Genomic DNA, 15,770 nt, shown 5'->3' with positions numbered 1-15,770 from the left:
ATTCATGAGCACATCAGCAGCCTTGAATTTAACGCAACTTTTCCGTAACCTGCGCCGTGCGGGCTGGGCAGAGCGATGGTTCCGCCTGACCGCCCGATTCCCCACGCCCACGAAGGAAGGAAATACCGATGCGCGAAGCCGTTAGCGTTAACGCGCCAGCCAGAACATGGCGCCGAACAGCGGCACTGCTGGCAGCCGCGATGGGCCTGCTCGTCGGGGCCGCCGTGATGGTCACGTCATCGGCGCAGGCGGCCACCACGCTGGGCGCGTCCGCCGCCGAGCGGAGCGGACGCTACTTCGGCACTGCTGTCGCCGCGAGCAGGCTCAGCGACTCGGCGTACACGACGATCTTGAACCGTGAGTTCAACCAGGTCACGCCGGAAAACGAAATGAAGATCGACGCCACCGAGCCGCAGCAGGGGCAGTTCAGCTACGGAAACGCCGACCGGATCGTGCAGCACGCCCGCTCCCGCAACATGCAGGTGCGCGGGCACACGCTGGCCTGGCACTCCCAGCAGCCCGGCTGGATGCAGAACATGTCCGGCAGCACCCTGCGCAACGCGATGCTCAACCACGTCACCCAGGTCGCCACCCACTTCCGCGGCCAGATCGCCTGGTGGGACGTCGTCAACGAGGCCTTCGCCGACGGCAGCAGCGGCGCCCGGCGCGACTCCAACCTGCAGCGCACGGGCAACGACTGGATCGAGGCCGCCTTCCGCGCCGCGGATGCCGCCGACCCCAACGCCCAGCTCTGCTACAACGACTACAACATCGACAACTGGAACGACGCGAAGACCCAAGCCGTCTACCGCATGGTCCAGGACTTCCGGAGCCGCGGCGTGCCGATCGACTGCGTCGGCCTGCAGTCCCACTTCACCGGCGGCTCCAACTACCCCAGCAACTACCGCACCACGCTGTCCAGCTTCGCCGCGCTCGGCGTCGACGTGCACATCACTGAGCTGGACATCCGCAACGCGCCGTCGGACGCGTACCGCAACGTGACAAACGACTGCCTCGCGGTCGCCCGCTGCAAGGGCATCACGGTGTGGGGCATCCGCGACTCGGACTCGTGGCGTTCCGGTGAGAGCCCGCTGCTGTTCAACGGCAGTGGCCAGAAGAAGGCGGCTTACGACGCGGTGCTCGCCGCGCTGAACAACGGCACCACCCCGACCAACCCGGTCACCACCCCGCCGCCGACCGGCAACCCCACCACCCCGCCGCCCAGCGGCAACTGCACCGCGACGATCACGCCCGGCACCGTATGGGGCGACCGGTACAACACCTCCGTGACCGTCAGCGGCGCCAGCACGTGGTCCGTGGTCGTGGCCATCACCGCGCCGCAGAAGGTCTCCACCACTTGGAGCGGCAGCTTCAGCTGGGACAGCAGCGGCAACGTCATGACCGTCCGCTCCAACGGCAGCAACACCTTCGGCTTCACCACGATGATGAACGGCAACTCCAGCGCCCGCCCGCAGATCAGGTCCTGCACCGCGGGCTAGGTGCCCTGAGCCTGGCTATCCGCCGTCGGCCGTGCGTGGCGAACCCGTTCACCGCGCACGGCCTGCGCCATGAGTGCGCAACGATGGCCTCAGAGTGGGGCGGCATCGCCGTCAACCCATAGTCGCGCCATCGACGTGCGTCGCCATCTGCCAGGCGGCTTCCAGGTCGTCGATGACTGCCTGTGCGTCGGCCGACGGTGGGAGCACCAGCTTGTACCCGACCTGGCGCACCGTACCGATCATCGACTCGTACTCGGTGCCGAGCTTCGCGCGCAGCCGCCGCACGTGCACGTCGACCGTGCGGTGGCCGCCGAAGTAGTCGTAGCCCCACACCTCGCGCAGCAACTGGTCTCGGGTGAACACCCGACCCGGATGCTGCGCGAGAAACTTCAACAGCTCGAACTCTTTGTATGTCAGGTCGAGCGGCCGCCCCTTGAGCTTCGCGGCGTAGGTCTCGGGATTGATGGCGAGGTCACCGCTGCTGATGAGCCCGTGGGCGGTGGCGTCCGGCCGGCCCGTCGCCCGGTCTACGAGCAGCCGCAGCCGCGCCTCGACCTCGGCCGGGCCGGCGGTGGAAAGCACCACGTCGTCGATTCCCCAGTCCGCGGAGACGGCGGCCAGGCCGGCCTCCTGCACCACGGCGAGCAGCGGCACCCGCACGCGGGTGGCCCGGAGCACCCGGCAGGCGTCGCGCGCATCGGCCAGCGACCGCCGCGCGTCGACCAGCACGACATGCGGATAGGGGCCGGCGTCCAGCGCCGATGCGTCGTGACCGGCGTAGCGCACCGAGTGCGGCAGCAGTTCGAGTGCGGGGAGCACCCGGCTCGCCTGCTCACCGCCGGTCTCGGCGGTCAGTACCAGGATCTCCACGTGGTCCCACCTCTCGGCTGTCAGCGTCCGTCTAACAGACAGCCTCCCGGGCAAATGTTTCGGTTCTGGTAGTCCGCACGTATCTCTACGCTCCAAAGAAGCGGTCAGCCGGCCAGCCGGGCCGCCTCGCGGTCCCGCCAGGCGGCCGCCATCTTGGTGCGACCGTTGGTGCGCAGCAGCGAGCCCTCGTAGATCCGGGCGCCGACGACCACCATCGCCGCCGAGGTCAGAGCCAGGATCGCGAGGGACAGCAGCGGCTCCCACCCCGCGGCCTGCCCGTCGAACAGCCGGGAGGGCATCGCCGTCGGTGAGGACACCGGCAGGTACGACAGAATTTTGATCGCCACCGGGTTGTCCTGCAGGACGATCACCGCGAAGAACGGCAGCATCATCGCTATCTGGATGGGCATCGACGCTCCGGCGATGTCCTCCTGGCGGTTGACCAGCGCGCCGACGGCCGCCCACAGGGCCGCCAGCATCACGAAGCCGACGACGAAGAACGGGATGAACCACGCGATCGCCGGGCCGAGCAGCGACAGTACGTCGCCCGGCGCGCCGCCCAGCCAGGCGCCGACGACGCCCACCACCGTGATCAGCGCGATCTGCCCGAAAGCGAGCACCGCGCCGCCGACGACCTTGCCGGCCAGCAGCGCGCGCACCGGGATCGTCGCGACCAGGATCTCCACCACACGGGTCTGCTTCTCCTCGGTGACGCTCTGGGCGATCTGCAGCCCGAAGGTCAGTGAGGTGATGAAGAAGACGAACGCGAACGCGTACGGGACCAGGAACGCGACCGTCTCGTTGACGGTGCTCGGCTCGAGCAACTGGACGGGTGGCTGCGCGCTGAGCGCCTCCACGACGTCGGAGGGCGCGTCCTCCATGGCCAGCACGCGCGGGCCGGCGACCACGGCCGCGTCGACGTCGCCCTCGCGGACGAGCCGCTCGGCCGAGGCGTCGTCGGCGACGGTACGGACGTCGAGGCCGGCGCTGGCCAACGCGGTGGCGGCCGGGCCGGGGGTGGCGGCCACCGACGAGGGGCCGCCCTCTCCGAAGAACCCGGGCAGCACCGTCGAGGCGACCACGACGAGCAGGAAGATGGCAGTGCTCACGAGGAACGTCTTGTCACGCAGCTTGACCCGGATCTCCCGGGCGGCGACAAGGCGGACGATGTCGAACGTGGTCATCGTGCGACCTCCCGGAAGATCTCGGCCAGCGACGGCGCGACGGGGGCGAACGCGCGCACCGCTCCACGCGCGAGCGCCGCCTTCAACACGGACTGGTCCTCGACCCCGGCGGCAAGGTCGAACACCGCGTACGGCCCGTCGAGGTCGACCATGGTCACGCCGGGCTGGTCGCGCAGCCAACCGGCGTCGCCGTCGACCCGGATCTCGTACCTGGGCAGGGCGTACGCGGCGCGGATCTCGTCACGGCGGCCGGCGGCGATGATGGCGCCGTCGCCGATGATGACGAGGTCGTCGCAGAGCCGCTCGACCACGTCCAGCTGGTGGCTGGAGAACAGCACCGGCACACCGCGGGCGGTCTGCTCGCGCAGCACGGTCACGACGGTGTCCACGGCGATCGGGTCCAGGCCGGAGAACGGCTCGTCGAGTACCAGCAGTTCCGGCTCGTGCACCAGAGCGGCCGCGATCTGGGCCCGCTGCTGGTTGCCCAGCGACAGCTTCTCCAGTTGCTCGTCGGCCCGCTCGCCGATCCCGAGCCGGTCGAGCAGGCCGGCCATGTTCCGCGCGACCGCGCCGGCGGCGAGGCCGTGCAGCCGGCCGAGGTACGTCAGCTGCTCCCGGACGGTCATCTTGGGGTAGAGGCCGCGCTCCTCCGGCATGTAGCCGAAGTGCCGCCGGTCGGCCTTGGTGAGCGGGGCGCCGCCCCAGGTCACCGTGCCGGAATCGGCGGCGAGCACCCCGAGGACGATCCGCATGGTGGTGGTCTTGCCAGCGCCGTTGGCGCCGACAAATCCGGTCAGCCGTCCCGGCGCCACGTCGAACGTGACGTCTTTGAGGGCCTGCCGCTCGCCGAAGGCCCGGTTCAGCCCGTCGAGACGCAGCAACTGTGTCATGCCTCGACGCTATGCAGGCCCGCGGGCCGGCGCGTCCGACGCTGGATCGATCGTCGGGGTCCCCCGCGCGACGGACCCGGGTCAGCCGCGCGGCGTAACCACCCCGTGCTCGTACGCGAACACGACGGCCTGGGTGCGGTCTCGCAGGCTCAGCTTGGTGAGCACCCGGCTGACGTGGGTCTTGACGGTGGACTCGCCGAGCTGGAGCGCGGCGGCGATCTCGGCGTTGGACGCGCCGCCGGCCAGCAGTACCAGCACCTCGTGCTCGCGCGGGGTCAGCTCGGACAGCCGCCTACCGTCGGTCCGGGCGGCCATGCCCGGCCTGGTGAACGTCGCGATGACCCGGCGGGTGATCTCGGGCGCCAGCAGCGCGTCGCCGCGCGCGACCACGCGCACGGCGTCGATGAGGGCCTCCGGAGTGCCGTTCTTCAGCAGGAAGCCGCTGGCCCCGGCCTCCAGCGCGGCGAAGAGGTAGTCGTCGCGGTCGAACGTGGTGAGGATCAGCACCGCGGGGCCGGTGTCGGCGGCGACGATACGGCGAGTCGCTTCGAGCCCGTCGATGCCCGGCATCTCCACATCCATCAGCACCACGTCGGGACGGGCGCTGGTGGCGAGGTCGACGGCCCGTACCCCGTCGGATGCCTCACCGATCACCTCGATGTCCTCCTCGGTCTCGAGGATGACCCGGAAGCCTGTCCGCACGAGGTGGTGGTCGTCGGCCACCAGCACCCGGATCACACCGCCACCGCCTGGGACTCGGCGAGCGGAAAGCGGACCCGCACCCGGTAGCCGCCGCTGGAGCGGGAGTGGGTCTCCAGCGTGCCGTCGTGTGCGGCGACCCGCTCCCGCATACCGATCAGGCCGAGGCCGAGCCCGGCGGGTGCGCCGGGCGGGGCGCCGCGGCCGTCGTCGGTGACGTCGATCTCCAGCTCGGCCGCGTGGTACCGGACGCGCACGTCGATCGCGGACGCGTTCGCGTGCTTGAGCGTGTTCGTGACCGCCTCCTGCACGATCCGGTACGCCGCCTGTGACAGCGAGTCGGGAAGCGGTACCGGGTCGCCGTAGACGCCCAGCGTCGCGGTGAGCCCGGCGTCGCGGGCGTTGCCGACCAGGTCGTCGAGGCGGTCGACGCCGGATCCGTCCGGCCGCTCGTCGGCGCCGGTCGACCGCAGCAGGTTGAGCATGCGGCGCAGCTCGTCAACGGCGGTGCGGGCGCTCTGCTCGACCGCGGCGAGCGCGGTGCGCGCCTTGGCCGGGTCGCGGTCCATCACCCGGCGCGTGGCCGAGGCTTGCACGCCCATCACCGACACATGGTGGGCGACGACGTCGTGCAGCTCGCGCGCGATGCGCACCCGCTCCCCCATCACCGCCCGCTCGCCGGCCTCCGCCGCCAACCGGCGCAGCTCCTGCCCCTGTACCTCCACCTGGTGCCGGCGGCGGGCCGAGGTCCAGGCGGTCTCGCCGAAGAAGTAGGCGAACCCGAAGAACAGCGCGTTCAGCAGGACCCCGCTGGCGACGGCCGCGAGCAGCGGCTCAAGGGGACCGGCGGCGTCGGGGAACGCGTCGGCGGGCACATCGGGCACGGAGAGGCCGACCGCGATCCCCAGCCAGGCGAACATCGCGACGATTATCGCGATCCGTACCCACCGGGCGCGCAGCCGATCCCGGCTCCAAGCGCCGAGCGTGTAGATCGCGGCGGAGAGGGCACCCTGGGTGACCTGCTGCTCCGGGGAGCGGCGGATCTGAGCCGCGATGAAAGCGACCGAGATCACGATCGCCACCGCGGCCGGCCACCGCCGGCGCACCGCCAGCGGCAGCGTGATCACCAGCGTCCACGCGATCTGCTCCGGCCGGCTCGGCGGGTCGCCCAGGGGCAGCAGGCCGGCGCTCGTCGCCAGCATCAGGTTGAGCTGTGCCAGCGCCGCCACCGCCACCCCGACGAGCACGTCGTTGCGACGCTGCTTCGCCGTCGGCCCGGGCCGACGCCATGCCGCCGCTTCCACGCTCATGCCCGCGACGATGACACATGTACCGGCCAGCCGCGAAATCCCTGGATCCGGGTCAGTCGACGAGGTACACGGTGTCCTTGTGGGTCAGGTGGCCGGCGGTGAAGCAGAGCCGGTACGCGGGTGTCGGCGCCTCGGGGTGGGTGCGGTAGAAGCGGCACTCGTCGGTGCCCGGCGGGTCGGCCGGCGTGCTGTCCGGGCGGCCCTTGCCGTTGACCTGGTATTCCGGGAGGTGTTGCTCCACCGAGGTCTGCGGGTCTCCGATCCGCAGCTGCCGGTACAGGTCCTCGTTCAGCACCGACCGGGATTTGCTGTCCACATTGAACACGATCGCGAGCAGGAGGACCGCCGTCGCGGCCATCGGCACCCAGATGGCGTCGATGACCGTGCGGCGGACCTCGCGGCGGGCGAGGGCGAGCTCCCGCTGCGAGGTGCCCGCGTGCCGGGGTGGCGTCGTGGCCGGGCCGGTCGTCACGGGTATCCGGGCGGTGACCGCGAAGCCGCCGCCGAGCGGCTCGGTGTGCAGCGTGCCGCCGGCGAGCCTGACCCGCTCGTGCAGCCCCACCAGCCCGTGACCATTCGACCCGGCGGAGGCGGGACCGGCCGGGGCCGCCTCGTTGACGACGGCCACCACCGCGTCGGTGCCCTCCTGGCGCAGCGCCACCGTCACCTTCGCGCCCGGGGCGTGCTTGGCCGCGTTGGTCAGCGCCTCCTGCACGACCCGGTACACCGCCCGATCCGCCATCGGCGTCAGCGGCGTCGAGCCCGGCGGGGACAGCTCGTCGGTGAACGCCACCGGCAGCCCGGCGGCCGCGGCCCGGCTGACCAGCGACGGCACCGTGTCGTCGGCCGGCTCAAGCGGCGCGCTCTCGCCTTCTTCACGCAGCACGCCCACGACGTCGCGCAGCCTTCGGGTGGCCGCCGCGGCCGCGACCCGCAGCTCCCCCGCGGCCTGGCGCCCCTGCGGTCCGACGTCGGGCGCCACCTGGAGGGCGGCGGCCCGTAACGCGATCATGCTCAGCTCGTGGCCGAGCGAGTCGTGCATGTCGGTGGCGATCCGCGAACGCTCGAGCAGCCGCACCCGGTCGCCGACCAGGTGCTGCTCCCGCTCGAGCCGATCGGCCAGCTCCCAGCCGGTGCGGACGAGCTCGGCGTGCTGGCGGGTGTATCGCCCGGCCAGCCAGGGCAGCACGAACGTGAGCAGGCCGTTTGCGAGCAGCTCGAGCCAGTCCGACAGCGCGGCGGTCGGCATGACCGGCACGAGCAGCAGCGTGATCGCGCACACCGCCGCGAAGAGCAGCAGGGGCGCGCGCCGCCGTGCCGAGCGCCGGCCCAGAAGGTACGCCAGCAGAACCTGGGCGAGCAGGAAGCTGGCGCTGTCGAGCTCGATCGACGCCATCAGCCCGAGCGTCATCGGCACCGCGGCCGCCACGAGCGGCGCGCGGCGGGAGATGATCACGGTGACCCCCAGCAGCGGCACCGCCGCAACCAGCAACCACCGGGGTGCTCCGCTGTCGGGGACGAGCAGCGGGGCGGTGATCACCAGCCACAGCAGCAGGTCAGCCGCCCATCTGCTGGTCACGAGCTGGTTGAGCCGTCGCACGGCACCACGCTACGGGCCGGGGGCGGCCGGGACACCTGACGAACGTTAATAGGGGCTGCTAACGATCGGGTGCAGTGCTCACCCGGCTCCGTTCCTAGAGTTCTCCCTCGTGTGGAAAGCCGTCCTGCGCGAGGTTCGCGCCCACAAGGCCAGGCTCGCGATGACGATGCTCGCGGTCCTCCTCGGCACGGCGTTCGTCTCCGGCACCCTGGTCTTCACCGACACGATCTCGGCGGCCTACCGCGGGAGTGCTGAGCAGAGCTTCACCGGCGTCGACGTGCAGCTGCGGGCGGCCCGGAGCCAGGCCGGCCACGACACCGCCCGGCTGATCGACGAGCGGCTGCTTACGCAGGCCCGGGCCCTGCCCGGCGTCGCGTCCGCGTCCGGGCTCGTCGCCGGCTTCGCCGCGCTGGCGGGCAAGGACGGCGAGATGGTCGGCGACGGCTGGGCCACGCGCGGCACCAACTCGGACGGCCGGCACCCGTTTGCCGAGGGTCGAGCGCCCCAGGCCGCGGGCGAGATCGCCATCGACGCGCGGACCGCCGAGCGCACCGGGTATGCGGTGGGTGACACGGTCCGGCTCTCGGTCAGCGGGCCCGTGCTCGATCAGCGGGTCACCGGCATCTTCCGCACCGACGACGGCAACGTGGCGGCGGGCGGCACGCTCACCCTTTTCGACACCGCGACGGCGCAAGCGCTGTTCGCCGAGCCGGCCCGCTACAACCAGATCGAGCTGACCGCAAGGCCTGGCGTGTCCGCCGAGGAGCTGCGCCGGCAGGCTCAGACCATCGCTCCGCCCGGCATCGAGGCGGTGACCGCCGCGCAGCTCGCCACCGAGCAGGCCGACGGCAACGCGCAGAGTGTCAAGACGCTGGCCCCCGTGCTGCTCGCCTGTGCCGGCATCGCGCTGTTCGTCGGCGGATTCCTCATCGTCAACACGTTCACGATGCTTGTCGCCTCGCGCACCAGGCAGCTGGCGCTGCTGCGCGCGGTCGGCGCGAGCCGCGGTCAGGTGACCCGCTCGGTGCTGGCCGAGGCCGCGGTGGTCGGGTTTGTCGCGACGGCGGCCGGGCTCGCGACCGGCGTTCTCGTCGGTGCCGGTGTGCCCGCGCTGCTGGCCGCCACCGGCGACACGGTGCCGGAGGGTGCGATCGTCGTCAGCCCCGCCACGGTGCTGATCGTGATGGCCCTGGGGGTCGGCGTCACGCTCTGCGCCGCCTGGCTGCCGGCCCGCCGCGCCGCGACAGTCCCGCCGGTGGCCGCGATGAGCGCGGTGCACGCGCCGGCCACCGCCCGGTCCCTGGTGGTGCGCAACATCGCCGGCGGCTTCCTCGCCGCCGCCGGCGCCGCGCTCGTGGTCGCCGCGACCGCCGTCGACAGCGAAGGGCTGCTGGCCCTTGGCGGTTTCCTGCTGGCGATCGGCGTCATCGTGCTGACCCCGCTGCTGTCCCGGGTGCTGATCGCGGCGGCCCGGCCGGTGCTGCGCCGGTTCGGCGTCGTGGGCCTGCTGGCCGGGCAAAACGCCGTGCGCAACCCGCGCCGCACCGCCGCCACCGCATCCGCGCTGACCATCGGGCTCACTCTGATCACCGCGCTGACCGTGACAGCCGCCAGCGCCGACAAGGCAATCGACAAGCTGGCCGGCGAGGGCTTCGTCCGCGCCGACTACTACGTCTCGATGGCCAACGCCGGCCCGCTCGCGGCACAGACCGAGAAGACACTGTCCGATCTGGACGGTGTCGTCGCCGTGTCCCCACGGCGCGAGATCCCGGCCCGGGTCGCCGGCGGCGAGCAGATCGTGGTCGGCTTCCGTACCGCACAGCTCGACAAGCTGCTCGACATCGACTTCACGCAGGGTGGCTTCGCGCCGGGCCAGACGGTCATCGTCGACCAGGAGACCGCCGACGCCCGCGGCTGGCGGCTCGGTGACACCGTCGACGTCACCTGGCCCGACGGCGCCGGTGGCGAGCTCACGCTCAGCGGCTTCTACACCAGCGCGTTCGACGACGGTTTCAAGACCGACCTGTCCGTGATGGACCCTCACCTCGACCGCCCGACCGCGCCGGAGATCCTGGTGGCGACGCGGGGCGGCGCGAGCGAGGCGACCGAAGTCGCGCTGCGGGCCGCGCTGGGCAACAGCCCCGCGATCCGGGTGCAGGACCGGCAGGAGGTCGCCGACGGCATCACGGGATCGGTCGGACTCGTGCTGAACCTGCTTTACGGGATGCTCGCGCTCGCCGTCGTCGTCGCGGTCCTCGGCGTGGTCAACACGCTCGCCATGTCGGTGCACGAGCGGGCGAAGGAGATCGCCCTGCTCCGCGCCGTCGGCCTCGACCGCCGCCGGGTCAAGCGGATGGTGCGGCTGGAGTCGCTGGTGATCGCCCTGTTCGGCGGGGTGCTCGGCGTGGGGCTCGGCACCTTTCTCGGCTGGGGCATCGGTGAGCTGGTCGCCTCCATCGGCATCGACACCTGGACCCTGGTGCTGCCCTGGGGCCGGCTGGCCCTCTTCCTCGCCACGGCCGGGCTCGTCGGGGTGCTCGCCGCGCTCTGGCCCGCCCGGCGCGCCGCACGCACCGACATGTTGGCCGCCATCAACGCCGAGTAGGCGCTACTCCTCGACGAGTCCCGCCTGGTAGGCGAGCACCGCCGCCTGCACGCGGTTTTTGAGCCCGAGCCGGCTCAGCATGGTGCTGACGTAGACCTTGACCGTGCCTTCGACAAGAAACAGCCGCTCGCCAATCTCCGCATTGGACAGTCCGGTGCCCACCAGCGCGAGCACCTCCCGCTCTCGCGCCGTCAGGGCTGCGATCCGCTCCCGGGCGGCGGCTTGGCGGGTCATCACACCGCCGTTCAACAGGCTGATCACCCGGCGGGCGGCTTCCGGCGACAGGAACGCGGCGCCCCGTGCACCGCGCGCACGGCCGCCATCAGCTCGTACGGGTCGCCGGACTTCAACAGGAAGCCGCTCGCGCCGCTGTCCAACGCCGCCGCGATGTACTCGTCCTCGGCGAACGTCGTGAGCATCACGACCGCGACGTCCGGCGCCGCCCGGCGAAACTCGGCGGCCGCGGCCAGCCCGTCCAGCACCGGCATCCGGACGTCGAGCAGGGCGACGTCGGGACGGTGCACGCGGGCCAACTCCAGCGCCTCGTGCCCGTCACCGGCCTCGGCCACCACCTCGATGTCCGGCGTGGCGGCCAGGATCGCCTTCACACCGGCCCGGACGATCACCTCGTCGTCGGCGAGCAGTACCCGGATCACCTCCAGACCGTATCTCCCGCCGCGGGATTGTGGTGCCCGGCGCGCTCGCGGCCGGCGGAATGCCACATCGACCGCCCGCGAGGTCGCGCGTCTGTCCGATGTGGAGTCCTATATGGAGCACCAACACACCTTTTGCCGATCATGCCCCCTACCGGCCCGTTCCACGATAAAATGGCCATTGTCGCTGCGCCGCACCGGCGCCGGGAAGTGCTGTTTGCGTGAGTCGGCAACCAGTCAGAACATCGCCTTGACCATCTTGAGCGACAAAGAGGATCCTCATACCCGACCGCCGCTTCGAGAGGAGCCCCTCATGACAGGCGAGCCAGTCTCCTCGAAAGATGACATCAAGCCCGAGGGTGACGGGATCCGGGAAACCCTTGCGCGCATCTTCAAAGAGCTGACCGAGATACGCGTCGTGACCGCGGTCGGCGACGTCGAAATCGCCCTTCGCCGCTCGGAGGACGGCGCCACCATCAAGACCGACGTGCAGACGACGGGGAAAAACGCGAAGGCGCTGGTGACCATCTTCGATCTGATCGACGGAGACGTGACCAACATGATTTCGCCCGATCTGCTCGGTGACGAGTCGTTGCGCGCATTCCATTCCGCACAGGTCGAAAAGAGCATCAAGGTGATTCCTGAGCACATCCGCGCCCTCATCGAGGTCGGTCAGAAGATCTCTCAGATGTGACTTGGAGATCACGGTGGCGACCAAGGCGGCACGGCAGATCTTCGATGACCTTCTCAATATCGAGGTAAACGTCATCTCCACGGCGGGCATGACCGGCCGCAAGATGCCGGACGCGCATCAGGCTCTGCTCGACATCATCACCCACTACAACACGTTCCTGTGCCGGGTGGGGCCGGAGATCGACGGCCACTGGTTGCGCCAAGGCAGGCCGGAGGTGCTCGTCCACACCAACGTCAACGCCAACGAGCCAAACGCCTCCCGGAGGACGAATGCCGGGGCATGCTGGCGGTGGAGCTGCGCACCGATCCGGTTCCGCTGGTCGTCAGCGTGGCGACGTTCGACGAGCTGCGTGAGCGCGCGCGCGAAGCGGAGGCCGTCCACCGGCATCTGCGCAAAAGCATGCCGCAGCTGGACGACGGCAACGCGGTCATCCTGCGGCGGATCTTCCGCAACTGCGACCAGATCAAAAACATCCTCAGGAGGGACGCGGTCGCCCGCGCGGTCGAGGGCGGCGTCGAGCGCGATGCGTCGCCCGAGTTTTCGCTCCCGCTCACCGCGGACGAGTTGATTACCGTCCGCAAGGTGTGGGAGGTGGGCATCGAACAGATTCTCATGCAGACCGTGGCGCAACTCGACGGCGACATCGTGACCCGCGTCGACATGGCCCACGCGGTCGCGTCGAGGGATCAGGTGCAGCATCTGCACCAAGGCACTCTGCAGATCGCTCTGGCCCACTGGCAGTTCATGTTTCAGACGCTCGCGCAAATGACCAGCAGTGCCTTCCGGAGTTTTTTAGCACGTTGACCGCCACTGTGCGCTGGCGGTCGCTCCCTACCTCGCCCCTCTGGCGTCCGAAACGGCTCCAGGAGCTACGTGCCGCCTGCGTGCAGCTCAAGACCCACTTCCTCGATCTGGGCGGTACGACGGTCAGCACACCTGGCTTGCGGACCGTCATCCAGGCCGACGGCGACGTGCTCTGCTTCTTCGACGAGGAGCGCACCCGCGATGACGACGCTCTCTGGCGGCAGCACATCGCGGCTGTCAAGGAGTGCACCGGCGGGCTTGCCGCGGCCATCACCTCCGTCGAGGCACTGCTGCGCGGCGCTACCGTGGTCGGGGCGCTGGCCGCGTCCGTGCTGTTCTGCCTTTTCTGGCAACGGCCGTGGGCAGTGTTGATCGGCCTTGCCGCCGCCTGTGCCGGTCTCGGGGCGGCGTGGGCCGGGCGGGTTACGCGGCAGGCGCTGGCGGCGCGGAATCAGCGCCACGCCTCGGTCATCGGGCGAGTGGCGTCCTTGGTCACCCTCGCGCTCGTTGCCACCGCCGCCACCGTGCTGGGCATCGACGTGCTCGCCTTGCGGGACCTGATCATCGCCGCCGCCGCGCTCGTACCGGCGATCCTTGGCAGCTGGCTCTTCCAGTGGCTCGCCCGCCGCGGGTTGGGCATCATCGGGATGTGACCCGTGCGGTCGCCCCAAGAGCCAAAGACCCCGTCCACCAACCGGATCAGCGAGGAGTGCGCATGCCACACATCACGCTCAACACCAACGAACCCGGGATCCGCGGCCTGTTCCGGTTCAGGCCGGAGACGGCACTGCCGCTCAACGGGCTTGTCGAGGCACTGCTGTGTGGGCCAGGTACGTTGACCCGTGGCGAACGCGAGCTCATCGCGGCCTATGTGTCCGGCCTCAACGAATGCCGGTACTGTTACTCCGCCCACGCGGCGTACGCGGCCGAGCAGCTCCCCGAGGGCATGGCCCTGGTCGATCAGGTGCATGACAATCTCGACGGCGCACCGGTTTCGGCCAAGATGCGCGCGCTGCTCGACATCGGCGGCGCGGTGCAACGCGGCGGCAAGCAGGTCACCGAGGATCTGGTGGCCGCCGCCCGGTCCGCGGGTGCCACCGATGTGGAGATCCACGACACGGTGCTGATCGCGGCCGCGTTCTGCATGTTCAACCGGTACGTCGACGGGTTGGCCACCGTCCTGCCGGAAGACCCCGACTTCTACACCAACCGCGCGAAGCACATCGCCGCCCACGGCTACCTCGGTGTCCTGCAGCAGGAGACCATCCACAAGTGAGCCGTTGGCGGACCCCCGCCGGGCAAGCCCGGCGGGGGTCGGCGTCGTGCGGTGAAACGGCTACTCGACGACCGTGACGATCCGGCGGCGGCGCAGGAGCACCACGGCCGCCGCGCCGGCGGCGACGAGCAGGGCGCCGATCCCGGCGACGAGCCCGGCCCGGGCACCGGTGACCGGCAGGCCGCCGCCACCACCGCCGGTACCGATCGTGATTTCGGCCGTGTTGTTGGCGGTGTTCGGGTCCTGTACGCCGCCGTCGACCACGATCGAGCCGGCCTCGGCGGCAGTGTCCACAATCTCCACGCGGAACGGGAAGTCGGAGCTCTTACCCGCTTCGAGGCTGTCCGACGGCCAGCAGAGGTAGATGAGGCCGTCGACCTTTCCGGCGTCCTCCCACCGCGGCTCGCCGTCGACGATCGGCCAGCAGCGGTCGCTGACCGTCAACGCCTTGACCCCGGCCGGGAGCGTCACCAGGGCGGAGGACGCCCACTCCTCGCCAGGGCTGATCACGTTGTGCGGGCCGTCGTTGCGCATGCCCACCTTGAGGTCCACCGCGTCGCCCACGGCACCGTTGACGGCGCCGCCGATCGCGACGGTGTCGGCCGCGGTCTTGGGCACCTTGACCGCAAACTGGGTGAAGTTGTCGTAGTCGTTCAGGTCCGGCACCGGCCCCACCTCGGCGAGCCGGAGCTGCGCACCGGCGGACCGCTTGGTGGCTGCCCGGGCGGCCAGCTCCTCGACCTGCTCTTCCCCGAGCGGCGCAACCCGCGCGTAGACGCCCTGGGTGCTGGGTCCGGCGGCCTTGTCATCGACCGCGACGAGCAACGGCGTGTCCTCGGCGATCGTGAAGACCTCGCCGGGAGCGACGTCGCCGAGCACCCAGCAGGTGAGCTCCAGGAAGTCCGCGTTGTACTCGCAGTTCTCGTACTGCCGGGGGAACGTGAGGTCGAGGCTGGTGCTCAGCACGATCTCGACACCGGACGCGGCGACCGTGCCGGTGTTGGCCGCGCGGATCGGCACCTCGGTGCTCTGCCCCGGCCCGAGCTCGACGTCGTCCATCTTGTCGATGACGAGGTCGACCCCCGGCCACGCGAGCTGAACGTACCCCTCGGCGTACTGGTCCTCGGGCATGTTGCTCGCGGACGTGGTGACCTTGATCTGGCCCTGGTACTCCAGCACGTCCAGGTCGCCCGGCAGCGCGGCGATCGTGTACGTGTGCGTGGAGTCGCCGGCCAGCTCGGCAAGCGTGCAGGTGGCCACCTTGGCCGCGACCGCGCAGCCCTGTGCCGCGCCGGGCAGGTCGAGATCGAAGGCGTCCGAGACCGCGGATGCGTCTATCGTCACGGTCACGTCGACGGCGGCCGTGGGCACGCTGTTGATGACGTCGACCTTGATGGGCTTGGGCGTGGTCGCGTCCATCGCGATGTTGACCACGTACTCGATATTTGGCTGGGCCCAGCCGAACTCGACGGGCTCAGCGGCGCGCGCCGGCGCCGCGGCGGCCAGAGCGGCCACGCTCGCCGCAGCGCAAGCCAGGCCGAAGCGGCCGAGGGGCGTCTTGTTACGCATGGTGCCTTTCCCCAACGGAAGTCTCGTGAGAGAGCTGAAATCGTAAAGAGGGCTTACAAGATCAGCGCACGGTAGCGATCGACACCGGTTGGTCGCAACCCCGCGAGTCGAATAAGC

Annotated in this window: 13 protein-coding genes and 1 pseudogene; 6 read left to right on the top strand and 8 right to left on the bottom strand. The window is 70.5% G+C overall.

Going from position 1 to position 15,770, the window contains the following annotated elements; all coding sequences use genetic code 11:
* The first annotated feature begins 128 nt into the window (after positions 1 to 128).
* Positions 129 to 1,499 (top strand): glycoside hydrolase family 10 protein, encoded by a 1,371-nt coding sequence (locus Phou_RS25215; RefSeq protein ID WP_173059638.1) that lies wholly within the window; start codon positions 129 to 131, stop codon positions 1,497 to 1,499.
* Positions 1,500 to 1,610: 111 nt separating this feature from the next.
* Here Phou_RS25215 and Phou_RS25210 read toward each other — a convergent pair whose 3' ends face one another.
* The 6 genes from Phou_RS25210 to Phou_RS25190 all read right to left on the bottom strand — a co-directional run bounded on the left by Phou_RS25210 (position 1,611) and on the right by Phou_RS25190 (position 8,052).
* Positions 1,611 to 2,369 carry a winged helix-turn-helix transcriptional regulator gene (locus tag Phou_RS25210; protein ID WP_173059635.1) on the bottom strand — a complete coding sequence of 253 codons (759 nt, stop codon included), beginning with the start codon at positions 2,367 to 2,369 and terminating at the stop codon, positions 1,611 to 1,613.
* A 104-nt stretch (positions 2,370 to 2,473) separates the two neighbouring features.
* Entirely contained in the window at positions 2,474 to 3,553 is a 1,080-nt protein-coding gene (locus Phou_RS25205) for an ABC transporter permease (protein WP_173059632.1), read from the bottom strand.
* Positions 3,550 to 4,443: an ABC transporter ATP-binding protein gene (locus Phou_RS25200; protein WP_173059629.1), complete on the bottom strand. Its 894-nt coding sequence runs from the start codon at positions 4,441 to 4,443 to the stop codon at positions 3,550 to 3,552. The genes Phou_RS25205 and Phou_RS25200 overlap by 4 nt, the downstream gene beginning before the upstream one ends.
* An 81-nt stretch (positions 4,444 to 4,524) precedes the next feature.
* On the bottom strand, positions 4,525 to 5,181 hold the full coding sequence (locus tag Phou_RS50650; RefSeq protein ID WP_178134979.1) for a response regulator: 657 nt from the start codon (positions 5,179 to 5,181) through the stop codon (positions 4,525 to 4,527).
* Positions 5,178 to 6,446 carry a sensor histidine kinase gene (locus Phou_RS50645; protein ID WP_178134991.1) on the bottom strand — a complete coding sequence of 423 codons (1,269 nt, stop codon included), beginning with the start codon at positions 6,444 to 6,446 and terminating at the stop codon, positions 5,178 to 5,180. Before Phou_RS50645 ends, Phou_RS50650 begins: the two co-directional genes overlap by 4 nt.
* A 58-nt stretch (positions 6,447 to 6,504) precedes the next feature.
* Positions 6,505 to 8,052, bottom strand: coding sequence for a sensor histidine kinase (locus Phou_RS25190; RefSeq protein ID WP_218579194.1), 1,548 nt, complete (start codon positions 8,050 to 8,052; stop codon positions 6,505 to 6,507).
* A gap of 109 nt (positions 8,053 to 8,161) precedes the next feature.
* Between Phou_RS25190 and Phou_RS25185 the strand changes: the two genes are divergently transcribed.
* A complete protein-coding gene (locus Phou_RS25185; protein WP_173059626.1) occupies positions 8,162 to 10,657 on the top strand; it encodes an ABC transporter permease in 2,496 nt (831 codons plus the stop codon).
* A 3-nt stretch (positions 10,658 to 10,660) separates the two neighbouring features.
* Here the strand turns inward: Phou_RS25185 and Phou_RS25180 are convergent.
* Positions 10,661 to 11,313, bottom strand: a pseudogene (locus tag Phou_RS25180) (response regulator).
* Positions 11,314 to 11,623: 310 nt separating this feature from the next.
* On the opposite strand from Phou_RS25180, the gene Phou_RS25175 reads away from it, so the two are divergent.
* The 4 genes from Phou_RS25175 to Phou_RS25160 all read left to right on the top strand — a co-directional run bounded on the left by Phou_RS25175 (position 11,624) and on the right by Phou_RS25160 (position 14,084).
* Complete coding sequence (locus Phou_RS25175) at positions 11,624 to 12,004, top strand: hypothetical protein (protein ID WP_173059622.1); 381 nt, start codon at positions 11,624 to 11,626, stop codon at positions 12,002 to 12,004.
* A gap of 279 nt (positions 12,005 to 12,283) precedes the next feature.
* Positions 12,284 to 12,808, top strand: coding sequence for a DUF8581 family protein (locus tag Phou_RS25170; RefSeq protein WP_173059619.1), 525 nt, complete (start codon positions 12,284 to 12,286; stop codon positions 12,806 to 12,808).
* 80 nt (positions 12,809 to 12,888) lie between these two features.
* Entirely contained in the window at positions 12,889 to 13,461 is a 573-nt protein-coding gene (locus Phou_RS25165; RefSeq protein ID WP_173059617.1) for a hypothetical protein, read from the top strand.
* Between the two features lie 62 nt (positions 13,462 to 13,523).
* Positions 13,524 to 14,084: a carboxymuconolactone decarboxylase family protein gene (locus tag Phou_RS25160; protein ID WP_173059614.1), complete on the top strand. Its 561-nt coding sequence runs from the start codon at positions 13,524 to 13,526 to the stop codon at positions 14,082 to 14,084.
* A 60-nt stretch (positions 14,085 to 14,144) separates the two neighbouring features.
* Here Phou_RS25160 and Phou_RS25155 read toward each other — a convergent pair whose 3' ends face one another.
* Positions 14,145 to 15,653, bottom strand: a complete 1,509-nt coding sequence (locus Phou_RS25155; RefSeq protein WP_173059611.1) for a COG1361 family protein — start codon at positions 15,651 to 15,653, stop codon at positions 14,145 to 14,147.
* Positions 15,654 to 15,770: the final 117 nt, after the last annotated feature.

It is taken from the genome of Phytohabitans houttuyneae (assembly GCF_011764425.1).
GTDB lineage: Bacteria > Actinomycetota > Actinomycetes > Mycobacteriales > Micromonosporaceae > Phytohabitans > Phytohabitans houttuyneae.
Note: the sequence above shows the minus strand (reverse complement) of the source record. Positions and strands in the feature narration are given on the sequence as shown.

Bases quoted from the DNA above. Each gene is read 5' to 3' on its own strand.
- Phou_RS25200 (WP_173059629.1), bottom strand. From the start codon at position 4,443: ATGACACAGTTGCTGCGTCTCGACGGGCTGAACCGGGCCTTCGGCGAG.
- Phou_RS25170 (WP_173059619.1), top strand. From the start codon at position 12,284: ATGCTGGCGGTGGAGCTGCGCACCGATCCGGTTCCGCTGGTCGTCAGC.
- Phou_RS25175 (WP_173059622.1), top strand. From the start codon at position 11,624: ATGACAGGCGAGCCAGTCTCCTCGAAAGATGACATCAAGCCCGAGGGT.
- Phou_RS25155 (WP_173059611.1), bottom strand. From the start codon at position 15,653: ATGCGTAACAAGACGCCCCTCGGCCGCTTCGGCCTGGCTTGCGCTGCG.
- Phou_RS25160 (WP_173059614.1), top strand. From the start codon at position 13,524: ATGCCACACATCACGCTCAACACCAACGAACCCGGGATCCGCGGCCTG.
- Phou_RS25205 (WP_173059632.1), bottom strand. From the start codon at position 3,553: ATGACCACGTTCGACATCGTCCGCCTTGTCGCCGCCCGGGAGATCCGG.
- Phou_RS25215 (WP_173059638.1), top strand. From the start codon at position 129: ATGCGCGAAGCCGTTAGCGTTAACGCGCCAGCCAGAACATGGCGCCGA.